The 12,334-nt window shown below is 61.3% G+C and carries 10 protein-coding genes; 5 read left to right on the top strand and 5 right to left on the bottom strand.

All coding sequences use genetic code 11. From position 1 onward, the window contains the following. The first annotated feature begins 433 nt into the window (after positions 1-433). The 4 genes from Q1V57_RS05890 (at position 434) to Q1V57_RS05875 (ending at position 6,284) form a co-directional block, all read left to right on the top strand. Positions 434-3,178, top strand: coding sequence for a ribonuclease E/G (locus tag Q1V57_RS05890; protein WP_300528584.1), 2,745 nt, complete (start codon positions 434-436; stop codon positions 3,176-3,178). A 113-nt stretch (positions 3,179-3,291) separates the two neighbouring features. Next, positions 3,292-4,650, top strand: coding sequence for a M48 family metalloprotease (locus tag Q1V57_RS05885; protein WP_300528582.1), 1,359 nt, complete (start codon positions 3,292-3,294; stop codon positions 4,648-4,650). Positions 4,651-4,656: 6 nt separating this feature from the next. Next, positions 4,657-5,850 carry a GNAT family N-acetyltransferase gene (locus Q1V57_RS05880; RefSeq protein WP_300528581.1) on the top strand — a complete coding sequence of 398 codons (1,194 nt, stop codon included), beginning with the start codon at positions 4,657-4,659 and terminating at the stop codon, positions 5,848-5,850. Then, positions 5,847-6,284, top strand: a complete 438-nt coding sequence (locus tag Q1V57_RS05875) for an HIT family protein (protein WP_300528579.1) — start codon at positions 5,847-5,849, stop codon at positions 6,282-6,284. Before Q1V57_RS05880 ends, Q1V57_RS05875 begins: the two co-directional genes overlap by 4 nt. A gap of 12 nt (positions 6,285-6,296) precedes the next feature. Here Q1V57_RS05875 and Q1V57_RS05870 read toward each other — a convergent pair whose 3' ends face one another. The 4 genes from Q1V57_RS05870 to Q1V57_RS05855 all read right to left on the bottom strand — a co-directional run bounded on the left by Q1V57_RS05870 (position 6,297) and on the right by Q1V57_RS05855 (position 9,162). After that, entirely contained in the window at positions 6,297-6,677 is a 381-nt protein-coding gene (locus Q1V57_RS05870; RefSeq protein ID WP_300528577.1) for a hypothetical protein, read from the bottom strand. A 2-nt stretch (positions 6,678-6,679) separates the two neighbouring features. Then, positions 6,680-7,756 carry a DUF2855 family protein gene (locus Q1V57_RS05865; RefSeq protein ID WP_300528574.1) on the bottom strand — a complete coding sequence of 359 codons (1,077 nt, stop codon included), beginning with the start codon at positions 7,754-7,756 and terminating at the stop codon, positions 6,680-6,682. Positions 7,757-7,892: 136 nt separating this feature from the next. Then, positions 7,893-8,207: a hypothetical protein gene (locus Q1V57_RS05860; protein ID WP_300528571.1), complete on the bottom strand. Its 315-nt coding sequence runs from the start codon at positions 8,205-8,207 to the stop codon at positions 7,893-7,895. Between the two features lie 127 nt (positions 8,208-8,334). After that, a complete protein-coding gene (locus Q1V57_RS05855; protein ID WP_300528568.1) occupies positions 8,335-9,162 on the bottom strand; it encodes a DUF2306 domain-containing protein in 828 nt (275 codons plus the stop codon). 180 nt (positions 9,163-9,342) lie between these two features. On the opposite strand from Q1V57_RS05855, the gene Q1V57_RS05850 reads away from it, so the two are divergent. After that, positions 9,343-10,431 (top strand): helix-turn-helix domain-containing protein, encoded by a 1,089-nt coding sequence (locus tag Q1V57_RS05850; RefSeq protein WP_300528566.1) that lies wholly within the window; start codon positions 9,343-9,345, stop codon positions 10,429-10,431. A gap of 1 nt (position 10,432) precedes the next feature. On the opposite strand, the gene recQ is transcribed toward Q1V57_RS05850, so the two are convergent. Continuing rightward, positions 10,433-12,232 (bottom strand): DNA helicase RecQ, encoded by a 1,800-nt coding sequence (recQ, locus tag Q1V57_RS05845; protein WP_300528563.1) that lies wholly within the window; start codon positions 12,230-12,232, stop codon positions 10,433-10,435. Between the last annotated feature and the right edge of the window lie 102 nt (positions 12,233-12,334).

The following is a 12,334-nucleotide window of genomic DNA, read 5'->3' as shown; positions in this document are numbered from 1 at the left end:
AAATTGCGACCGCTACAGGCACTTTCCTTCCTGAGTTGAATGTTGCATCTTATTGTCGTTCAAGCTGCTTCTCGCGCGCACCACGCCTGCGAGCACTGCCTGAACGCGATGCGATGCTCGATTCGCGGGCATTGGAATGCTGAACACCGCCGCGGCCTCAACGCGAGCTTGCGTGAGAGCCCCGCGGCCCCGACCCACCTCGAGGCCCCCGGCCGATCCGTCCGGTGACCGCCGCCCAGGACCTCGAAATTGGACCCGCCGATGCGTGAGGCGCGCCTGATGTACAGATTAGACACCATGTACACGTCGAAGACGGCGTACATGTCGAAAATGACAGGCCCGGCCCCGCTCACAACCCTATCGCCGCTCTGCCCGTCCACCAGCCCGTATGCGCTGGATGACGTTGTGCGGGTGCGCGCTGGAGACTCATTTAATGTCGAAGAAAATGTTGATCGACGCCGGTCATCACGAAGAGACCCGCGTCGTCGTCGCCGACGGCTCGAAAGTCGAGGAATTTGATTTTGAGGCCGCTGCGAAGCGGCCGATCCGTGGAAACATCTATCTTGCCAAGGTCACCAGGGTCGAACCGTCCCTGCAGGCGGCCTTTGTAGAATATGGCGGCAACCGCCACGGCTTCCTCGCCTTCAACGAAATCCACCCGGACTACTACCAGATCCCCTATGAGGATCGCGTCGCCCTGGCTGAAGAAGAAGCCAGCGCCGTAGCCGAAGATGACGATGACGCCGAGGAGGCGCCCGCGTCAGATGCCGCAGCGGAAACCAGCGAAGACGCCGACAGCGCAGATGCGCCGGTAGAAGCCGACGCGGATAGCGATGAAGCAGATGCTGACAGCAATGGCGAAGCTGAAGCCATCGATAATGCGGCCGACGACGTCGAAGACGATATCGACGACCAGAAAGCGGCGCGCATGCGCCGTCAGCTCTATCGCAAGTACAAGATCCAGGAAGTCATCAAGCGCCGCCAGGTGCTGCTCGTCCAGGTCGCCAAGGAAGAGCGCGGCAATAAGGGCGCTGCTCTCACGACTTATCTTTCCCTGGCCGGTCGATACTGCGTCTTGATGCCGAACACACCGCGCGGTGGCGGCATTTCCCGCAAGATTTCCAACGCGGCAGACCGCAAGCGCCTCAAGTCGGTTGTATCCGAGCTCGACCTGCCCAAGGGCGTCGGCCTGATCATCCGCACCGCCGGTGCCAAGCGTACCAAGACCGAGATCCGCCGCGATGCGGATTATCTCCTGCGACTGTGGAGCAATATCCGCGAGGCGACACTGCAATCGGTGGCGCCGACGCTGATCTATGAAGAAGGCAATCTGGTCAAACGCGCTATTCGCGATCTCTATGACAAGGAGATCGACGAGGTCCTGGTCGAGGGCGAAGCCGCCTATAAGGAAGCCAAGGCCTTCATGCGCATGTTGATGCCGAGCCACGCCAAAAAGGTTCAGCATTACAAGGAGCCGGTCCCGCTCTTCCTGCGTCATGGCTGCGAGAACCAGCTTGAAGCCATTTACTCGCCGATCGCGCCGCTGAAATCGGGGGGCTATCTGGTCATCAATCCGACAGAAGCCCTGGTCTCGATCGACGTCAACTCGGGTCGGGCGACCCGCGAGCGCAATATCGAAGCCACCGCGTTGAAGACCAATCTGGAAGCCGCTGCCGAAGCGGCCCGTCAGATGCGTCTGCGTGACCTCGCCGGCCTGGTGGTCATCGACTTCATCGACATGGACGAGGCCAAGAACAACCGCGCCGTAGAAAAGCGCATGAAGGACGTCCTCAAGCGCGACCGGGCGCGGCTGCAAATGGGCCGCATCTCGCAGTTCGGCCTGATGGAAATTTCCCGCCAGCGTCGCCGCACCAGCCTCATCGAAGGCTCGACCACCGAGTGCCCGCATTGTGGCGGCACGGGCCATCTTCGCTCCAGTGAATCGAGTGCACTTGTGGCCCTGCGGGGCCTCGAGCAGGAAGGCACGCGCGGTCGCTCCAAACGCGTCCGGATTTCCGTACCGACAGCCGTTGCCCTCTATCTCCTGAACGAGAAGCGCGACCACGTTCTCGATATCGAGCAGCGCTTCCAGATGCGTGTGATCGTAGCGGCGGATGATGATTTGATCGCCCCGGCCCTGCGTATCGAGCCGCTGGAGAGCCGCGAGCCCGGCCAGGAATTGCAGATCGCACCGCTATCGGTTGAAAGCGTCGATGAAATCGAGACACCGGAACCGTCTGCTGATGGCGAGGAAGAGCGCGAGGGCTCTGGCCGTCGCCGCCGTCGTCGTCGTCGTCGCCGCGGCAAGGGCGAGGACAATGCCGAGGCGAGCGTCGAAACCAGCGCTGAAGACAGCAGCGTAGACGAAGACAGCGGCGATCGTTCCGACGCGGCTGGCGATGACGATGAAGATGGTGCACCCCGCCGTCGCCGTCGTCGCGGACGCCGGGGTGGCCGAGGCCGCCGCCGGGGCGAAAACGCCAATGCTGAAGAGGCTGTGAGCGACGACGCTGAAGCGGAGGCCGGTACGCCAGCTGAAGCCGACGAGGCCGCGCCTGCCGAGGGCGATGACGCTCCGGCAGAGACCTCGGAAGAGGCCCCGGCTGAGGAGAAGCCCAAGCGCAAGCGGCGCAGCCGCCGCAAGCCGTCTGCGGATGCTGAAACGGCCGAAGCCGCAGCCGAGACTGTCGCCGAAACGGATACGACGAGCGAGACGCCGGCCGAGCCTGCGGCAGAGGCCGAGGCCGAAACTGCAGAAGCGGAAGACAAGCCGAAGCGCCGTACCCGCCGACCGCGCAAGACCAAGGCAGAGAAAGAGGCCGAGGCGGCTGAAGCTGGAACGGCTGAAGCCCCGGCTGAAACGACCGAGGCCGAAGAAAAACCGAAGAAGCGCACGCGTCGTAAGAAGGCCGAAGAACCGGCTGCCGAGACCGCCGCGGAAGAAAGCACTGAGGCCGCGACGGAAAAGCCCAAGCCGAAGCGTTCGCGTAAAAGGAAGGATGCTGAGGCTGAAGCTCCGGCCGAAGCAGCCGCTGAGGTAGCGCCGGAACCGGCTGCCGAAGCTGAGCCGCAGCCCGAACCGGCGGCGGCCAGCGAGGCTGAATCCGCCGATACGGACGAGCCGTCCAAGCCGAAACGGCGCGGCTGGTGGAACCGGACGGGTCTGTTCGGCAACTGATACGCCTGACGGCCGGCTCTCCGCCTTGTGATAGCCGGCCGTTCGCATCACCAGTAGCGCGATGGGGATCCGCTGCTATCATGCCAAGGCGGGGGCTGAGTAGTGGAGGCAGGATGAAGATCCTGAAAGCCATCGCCGCGGCAGCAAGTCTGCTGGCGGTTACAAGCGTACCGGCCTTGGGCCAATCTTTGATCCGGGATACGGAAATCGAGCATATGATGCGCGAATATTCCGATCCCCTGCTCGACGCAGCCGGATTGGAGCGGGCCGATGTTAGCCTCTACCTGGTCGCGGATCAGAGCCTGAACGCCTTCGTCACCGGCGGTCAGAATATTTTTCTTCATACCGGCATCATTGTTGAAGCCAATACGCCGAACCAGCTCAAGGGCGTGATTGCGCACGAGGCTGCCCACATTTCCGGCGCCCACCTGGCGCGGTCCGGTGATGGCATGGCCGCCGCAGCGGTACCGATGTATGTGTCGATGGGGCTGGGCCTGCTCGCTGCCATGGCCGGCGAAGGCGGTGCCGCGAGCGCACTGATTGGCTCAAGCCAGCAGTTCGGCGCCCTGTCCTGGCTCACCTATAGCCGCGCCCAGGAAGCCTCGGCGGACCAGGCTGCCCTCGCCTTTCTGGAGCAAAGCGGCCAGTCCGGCATCGGGCTCGTCGAGTTCTTCGAGAAGTTCCGCTACCAGGAAGTGATGAGCAATGCGCGGCGCTTTCCCTATTTCCGCTCGCACCCGCTGTCCTCGGACCGGATCGCTGCCTTGCGCGAACGCGTTGAAACCGCCGAGCATTTCGAGGTAACCGACACGCCGGAAGAAGTCGCCAATTTGCGCCGGATCCAGGCCAAGATTTATGGCTTCTTGGTGGAGCCTGAGTTTGTCTTCTTCCGCTATCCGGAAACCGACCAGTCCCTGCCGGCCCGATATGCGCGCGCCGTCGCCTACTATCATGACGCCCGTCTTGATGAGGCACGTGAAGAGATTGAGAGCCTGATCGCCGAGGAGCCGGAAAACCCGTATTTTCAGGAACTGTATGGCCAGATGCTGTTCGAGAGCGGCTATCCGGAAGAGTCGATTACCTATCACGCCCGCTCCGTTGAGCTCGAGCCGACCGCGCCCTTGCTACGGATCAATCTCGCCGTTGCCATGATCGCGATCGAAGATCCGCGTCTGACCGAAGAGGCCGAGCGCCACCTGCGGGTTGCTCTCGATATCGAGCCGGACAACGCGTTTGGCTGGTACCAGCTCTCAATCGTGCATGAGCGCAATGGCGACACCGGGCTGGCCCGTCTTGCTGTGGCTGAGCAATCCTTTGCCCTCGGCAATACAGCGCGGGCACGCCAGTTCGCCATGCGGGCTCGCGATCAGCTCGATCATGGCACGCCTGCCTGGTTCCGGGCCTCGGAAATCCTGGCGGTTTCGATGCCGACCGAAGAAGAAAGACGGCGTGAACGCCGCCGCCGTAACTAGGCCGCCATGGACGACGAAGCGGCACAGACCGCCTCTGACCCCGCTCTGACCCTGCGCTCGATTAGCGCGCTGGACGAGGTGAACCGGAGCGCCTGGGACGCGATCGCCAACCCGCCCGGCGTTGAGTTCGACCCATTCCTGAGTTGGGACTTCCTGCAGGCTCTGGAAGAAAGCGGCTGCGTCAGCGATGAAACCGGCTGGTCGCCGCGGCACCTGGTTGTGGAGGATGAGGCTGGCGCTCTACGCGGCGCCCTGCCGCTCTATGTCAAAAGCCACAGCCAGGGCGAATACGTCTTTGACCATGGCTGGGCGGACGCCCTCGAACGCGCCGGCGGCCAGTATTATCCCAAGCTCTTGTCCGCGGTGCCGTTCACCCCTGTAACCGGCCGCCGCGTCCTGGCCGAAGATGCCGGCATACGCCGTGCACTGGTTGCCGGCGCCGTCCAGACCACGCAGCAATGGGGCGTCTCCTCCTGGCACCTCAATTTCCCGACTGAGACGGCCTGGCAAGAACTTGGAGCGCTCGGCCTGCTGCAGAGGATTGACCGGCAGTTCATTTGGACGAACCGCGATTACGCCGACTATGACGCTTTCCTGTCCGACCTGTCGGCGCGCAAGCGCAAGAACCTCAGGCGCGAGCGGCGCGAGGCTCAAGCGGGTATCGTGATCGAGCAGCTGACAGGCGATGCGCTGCAACCGGAACATTGGGACGTTTTTTTTGCCTGCTACCAGGACACGGGCGCGCGCAAATGGGGCTATCCCTATCTCAACCGCGAATTCTTTGACCTTATTCATCAACGCATGGCGGATAAGGTCCTTCTGGTCATGGCCAAGGCTGAAGGCCGTTATATCGCCGCAGCGCTGAATTTCATCGGCTCGGATGCCCTCTATGGTCGCTATTGGGGCAAGCTCGACGATCATCCCTTTCTGCATTTCGAGCTCTGCTATCACCAAGCGGTCGATGCGGCGATCGCCCGGGGTCTCAAGCGGGTTGAAGCGGGGGCTCAGGGCGAACACAAGCTGGCGCGCGGATATCGCCCCATGCCGGTCTACTCGGCCCATTTCATCGCCCATGAGGGGTTGCGCGGAGCGGTGGACGATTACCTCGCACGCGAACGACCTGCCGTGCAGCGCGATATCGCCTTGCTGGACGAAGAGAGCCCGTTTAAGCCGGATATTGGACAGGGAGAGACGCGATGAGCCTCAATGGCAGCTATGATCCGGACAATATCTTCGCCAAGATTTTGCGGGGCGAAATGCCCTGCGCCAAAGTCTATGAAGATGAACACGTATTGGCGTTTATGGACGCATTTCCGCAGACGCGCGGCCATGTCCTGGTCGTGCCACGCGAACCGGCCCGCAATCTCCTTGAACTCACCGATGGTGCGCTACAGGGCGCGATGGTCCGCGTGAAATGGATCGCCGAAGCTGTGCGTAAGGCGCTCAACCCTGACGGCATCGTCATGACGCAATTTTCCGGCGCCCCGGCCGGGCAATCCGTCTTCCACGTTCATTTCCACATCATCCCCCGCATGGAGGGTGACAGCATGGCCGGGCATGGCTCCGGCATGGCTGATATGGATGAGCTACAGACCCTGGCCGCCGAGATCGCCGCAAAAATCGAACTGCCCTAGCGGAGCGCGGTGTCACCCCTCTGTGTCGGGTGCTGGCCAGTGCGGGGTTTCGATCAGTAATTCCAGCTCGATCGGGGCCGCCAGCCCCGCCTCGCCATTCAGGCGACGTACATAGCCTTTGTCGACCAGCTCAAGGACAATCTTGCGGGCAGCGCGCTGCAGAAAACGCTGCTGACCGCCAGGGGATTTCCTTCCCGGTGGCTTAACCCGCGCGAGGCGGGCAAAGGCTTCCCCCTCGAAAATCAGCTCGCAAGATCCGCTCTCCTTCGCCTCGGCGCGCAGTTCAACCAGCGCGCAGAACCCATCAAAGCTGAGCTCGCCAATCTCGGCTGAGGTATAGGGTATGAAGCCGCCATCGACGGTCTTGACCGTATGCCAGCGCAGCTCACGCATGCTCAGACGCGGACGGTCTCCGCGCTGGACGCCGGTACGGCCCCGCGAATAAGCGCTTGGTAGACTTCAAGAGCGCCCTCGCCGCCTGCCGCTTCGGTATAGTCAAAATACTCCGCCGCGGCTTTTGCGAACCCGTCCCAGTCCGCCTTGTAGCGGCGGTTGAATTCGTCCTGGCCCCATTCCTTGATCTTGGTGCGCACATGATCAGGCGCAAAGAAGAACTCCGGTTTCACCCCTGGCAGATCGCCGACCGGCGCGCTGTTTTCCCAATGCGCCCCGCCAACCCGGACATTGGCTTTCAAGGCCGCTCCGAGATGCGTGTGCAGGCGGGTATTCAGGCCACCATCGCCGGCAAAATCGACCACCGCGTAAACGCCGTCAGTCGGCATGTCTTCGATATCATCATAAGTGCGCACACTGTCGTAAATGCCCAAACCGGAGACAAAACCGGCATTGCGCGCCGAGGTCAGTGCCTCGACTTTGACGCCCGCGATCGGCTGCGCCTTGAGCAGCCAGGCCAAAGCGATCGCCGTCTTGGACGATGCCGAGGTCAGGGCGATGGTCTGGGCGCCGAAAGCGGTCTGCTCGCGCAAATACGGGGCAATCAAGAATGATGTGATGAAAAGCGGCTGCAATACCATCTGCGCCGGCTCGACAGCCTCTGACCAAGCCGGGTCGGCCTTGCAGCGCTGATAGCGATTATAGGCCGATGGAAGCTCGGCACGATGCGGCGCTGCGTCGACAAAACTGGCCGCATCTATTCGCTCTGGCCGGACGATCAACTCGCTTCCTGCGGGAAAATAGCCATAGATCCGCTCACCATCCTGAAGGCCTTCGGCACGGCTCTCGATCACTTCCGCAAATCCCCAAACCGGTAAACGGCCGCGCTGGTCGGCCCCCGGAAAGAAATCCCAATAGCGCATCACAGTCCCGAACGCCGCATAGGTGATATTGTTCGCTGTCAGCGCAAACCGCCGGACCGCCAAGCGCGCTTCACCGGGTTCAAGGGCCCGATCCACCTCTTCGACCAAGGTCACATCCGCGATGGTCTCGCGTTCAATCGACAATGCCCAATTCATCCCGACCTCTCCGGTTTTTTCGTTCTATGGTCACAGCTTCAACGTCGCCGGGGTGCTAATCAAGCCCCGGATTGCAAAAAGAAACGGCGCCCCGAAGCCAGGGCGCCGTTCCCATTGAAGCAATGCTTCAAATGACTTACTCGGTGCGCGCCGTGATGGTTGCGGTACCGGAATTGCCTTCATTGGTGGTATAGCGGGTGGAGAAACCCACACCTTCACCGGCTTCATCAAAGGTCACGCAGAGGCCGGAGCTGGCGCAAAGCTGACGCGTCGCTTCATCCCAGGTGTAGCCTTCCGCAGCTGCACCATTGATGGAGGCCGTACCGTCAGCGTCAAAAACGCCGACAAAGGTGGTGCCGTCATCGCGCACAAATTCAATCGTGGTGGCCTGAGCCAGTGCCGGCGCCGCGGCGAAAGCGGCGACGAGTGCGCCAAGAACGAGCTTCTTCATGGAATTCTCCCCTTTTGATATCTATCGACCAGCCGAGCTGGAGCGGAATAGTTAACAGCTCCTCACCATCTGACAATCTGCAAAATTCGCTTTGTACGCGAATGCGACCAATCGGTTACAGCTCACATCAGAAGTGCGGTGACCACATCATCATGTAGGCCGCGAAAACACCCAGGCCAGTCGCCGCAACCGCAAGCAGTATGACGCCCGACATCACCCATTTGGGCCGTGCCTGACGGCTATCTGCAGCTCTTTGATAGAGTTCAAGAATCAGCAGCGGCACCAGATAGCAGGCAAAGGAGATGGTGATGTCCGCCGGCCCGTCGAGCATACGTGTATTCCCGTTCGGACCCTGATTGAGCACGAACCAACCCATCAGGCTCAGGCGGAAGAACCAGACACCGTGCACAACGATGAAAGTGCGCATGGCCCAACGGCGATGGATATTGATCTTGCGCCTCATCGCGAAGTAAAGGGTCAGCAGCGAGAAGCTGACGATCAAAACCGTATTGAGACTGACGCCCAGCGCGCCGATATCGCTCAGACGCACGCCCCGGCCCCACGTCATATAGAACCCGCCGAGCGCCAGGATCAGCGCGATGACAATGAAGCTACGCCCGGTCCAGCGATGAAAAGTGGGAAACCTCTTTCGGACCGGCGGGGTCAATTGCAGCGTGGCCGCTGCCGTCATGAATACCGCCAGAAAAACGTGAGAGGCAAAGAAGAGATTGCCGACGAGATCGTTCTCGACATAACCGCTGATCAGGCCGGTATCGTCCCAAGCGGCAAAATTGCCGGACAGAGTCGACGGGCCATAGGCCGCGAGGATGTAATAAACGAAGATCCACTGCCCGGCCGTGGCAACCAGGAACCAGAGCACGCCGGTGGATTTGAGGACTTTGTGCGCCAGGGACACGCCTTGCCCCGGAAGCGCTTCGGCGGCAGCCATACTCATAGTCGTTTTCCTTTTCGCTAGGCGTGCGCGCGAATAGCGCACCCATGCGAAGAGGCATGGCAGGCCTGTCGAATCCCGTCTTGCCGATTTGGAAATCGGCTGGTTTTTTTGGCCGGAAACCTGCAAAAAAGATCAGGAATAGCCCTGACACCCCAAATCGGGACGAAGCGGAGCCCCGGAATGACGATGTTGATCGCGAATAGTCTGAAACTGATGGTCGCCAGCGCGGCGATTGTCTGGATCATCGCCATGCTGCGACGCGGCGCGAAATCGCAACTTGAAATCAGCTGGGCGGTCTTCTGCGGCGCCATGGGCGTTGTCATGATTGAAGAAGTGTTCGGCGCGGCCATGGGACGTTACGCGCTCCTGCTCGGCATAGCCGGCGGTGCGACCTGCTCCATCTTCTGGCTCGTCACCCGCAGTCTTTTCAGGCCCGGTAACGCGGTCGGTCCCATTCAAATCGCCCTGGTTACCGGCATATTCCTGCCTGCCCTGATCTCCCGCTCCATGCGCTTTTTCGAAACTGAGCAGTGGATCGGAGCGGCCAATCAGGAAGCCATTCTCTCCAGCCTGAGCAATTTCCAACTGCTCCTCGCCTCTACCGCCCTGATGCTTTGTTTTGCCGAAGCCACGCGTGGTTATGCAACGCTGAGCAAGCCGGAACGGCATCTGCGCTGGATGTTCCTGGGCACATTCGGTGTGTGCGTCACCGCCTGCATGGTGCTGCCGATGAATACGACCTTCCCGCCTGAACTGGCGGCCATCACCCAGGCTTTCTGTGCCACTTCGATCATGGCGACGATGAGCATCGCGCTGCGTTATCGCCTGTCGCACCCGCTTGCCGCAGACGCGCCAGCAGCCAAACCGGCCCCCGCCCCTGCAACAGCGGAAGAGCGTGCACTCGGCCAGCGCATCGAAGCGCTGCTGGCCAATGAAACCATCTATCTGGAATCCGATCTCAAAGTCGCCGGTCTGGCCAAGCGGCTGATGGAACCGGATTACAAGGTCAGCCGGGCCATCTCTGCGGGATTGGAGCAACCTAATTTCAACCGCTTCATCAATCGGTACCGGATCCAGCATGCACAGAACCTGCTCGCCGATCCGCGCGAGAGTGATCAACCGATCCTGGAGATCGCCTTGGCCAGTGGTTTTGCATCGCTCGGCCCCTTTAACCGGGCCTTCAAGGACCGAACGGGCCTGACGCCGCGGGCCTATCGATCAGAGTGCCAAGCGGTCCGCAGCGGAGAGCTGCTAGCCAGCGCGGAGTAGATCAAGCTGCGCCAGCCCCGGCGACGGCAGCCAGGAAGGTCTCACCAAAGTCCTTCAGCTTCTTTGGCCCCACACCGTTGACCGTACCCATTTCCTCGATATTTCGTGGCTGAATCAGGCACATATCAATCAGGCTGGCATCGGAAAAAATGACGTAGGCCGGAACGCCGCGCTGAGACGCCAGATCTCGCCGTACCGCTTTCAGGCGAGCCAGCAGCTCGCTATCAACGCCTTCCGCCGCCGCCGCGATGGCCGTCTTGGTCCGGCGGTTTTCGCGCTTGGTGACGATCTGTCGAATTTCGACCTCCGCCTCCCCCTTCAGCACCGCCCGCCCTGTATCGGTCAGGCGCAAGGCCCCATATCCGCTGATATCGAGCTCCAGCCACCCCCCGGCCAACATCTGCCGGATCATCCCCTGCCAGAAGGATTTTGCACGGTCGGCCCCGACGCCAAAGGTTGGTAGTGCTTCATGTCCCCGGGCCGTGACTTTCTCCGTCGCACTGCCGCGTAGAATATCGGTGATATGACCGCCGCCGAAGCGCTCCCCGGTGCGGGCGATCGCGGAAAACAGCATTTGGGCTTCACGGGTGCCATCGATCAATTCCGGCGGGTCGAGGCAGATATCGCAATTGCCGCAAGCCGATGCTCCGGTCTCTCCGAAATAGGCCAGCAACGCGACGCGCCGGCACTGGGTCGCTTCACAATAGGCCAGAAGCGCATCCAGACGCTTGTGTTCACGGCGGCGGTGATCCTCGCTCGCCCCCTCCTCTTCTATGAACTGGCGCCTCATGCGCGCATCCGCCATGGAGTAGAGCATCATGACATCAGCAGCGGCCCCATCACGTCCGGCGCGGCCGATCTCCTGGTAATAGGCCTCCATTGAGCCAGGCAGGGACAAGTGGAGTACATAGCGGATATCCGGCTTGTCGATCCCCATGCCGAAGGCGATGGTGGCGACCATCACCACACCGCTCTCTGCCATGAAGATTTCCTGGTTCTCCCGCCGTGTCTCCGGGGAAAGCCCGGCATGATACGGCAAAGCCCGATATCCCTCTCCACGCAGCAGCTCGGCCACCTCCTCGGTCTGACGCCGAGACAGGCAATAGATGATGCCGGATGCGGCCCGCCGAGGTTCGAGAAACTCGGTAAGCTGGGTCTTCCATCCCTGTTTTGGCTTTACTGCCAAGGACAGGTTGGGCCGGTCAAACCCTTGAACCAGGACGTCGCCATCGCCTTCGAACAGCTTGGCCGCAATATCGGCGCGCGTTGTTTCATCTGCCGTCGCAGTAAACGCGCCCAGCGTCGCGCCCGGAAAGCGCTGTTTCAGAGCTGAGAGCATCTCGTATTCGGGCCGGAAGCTGGCGCCCCATTTGGAGATGCAATGCGCCTCATCAACGACAAACATAGCTGGCGAAAGCGGCTCCAGCGCCGCCAGCATACGTTCCGTCATCAATCGCTCCGGGGAAAGATAGAGCAGCTTGGCTCGACCTGCTTTAAAATCCTGCCATGCGGCGACATTCTCCTCCCGCGACCGTCCAGAGTGAATCGCTGAGGCAGCGACACCATTAGCGGCCAAACCCGCGACCTGGTCATCCATCAAGGCGGTCAGCGGCGACACAACAATGCTGGGACCGTCCTGAAGCAGGGCCGGCACCTGATAGCACAGGGACTTTCCCGCCCCGGTCGGCATCACGCACAGCGTATTGATCCCGGAAACAAGACGCTCGACCACGTCTTCCTGGCCGGGCCGGAAGGTCGGAAAGCCGAATGTATCGGATAGCAGATCAAGAGCGCGCGACATGGCCAGCAGACTAGCCCGCCTGATACCGCTTCACAGTGTGACGGTGCACACGAAGCGCAGATTTTCCCCAACGAAAAACGGCGCCCCTGCCGGAGCGCCGTT

Origin of the sequence: Maricaulis sp. (assembly GCF_030149425.1) — a bacterium.
GTDB lineage: Bacteria > Pseudomonadota > Alphaproteobacteria > Caulobacterales > Maricaulaceae > Maricaulis.
This window is presented reverse-complemented; position numbering and strand designations above follow the sequence as displayed.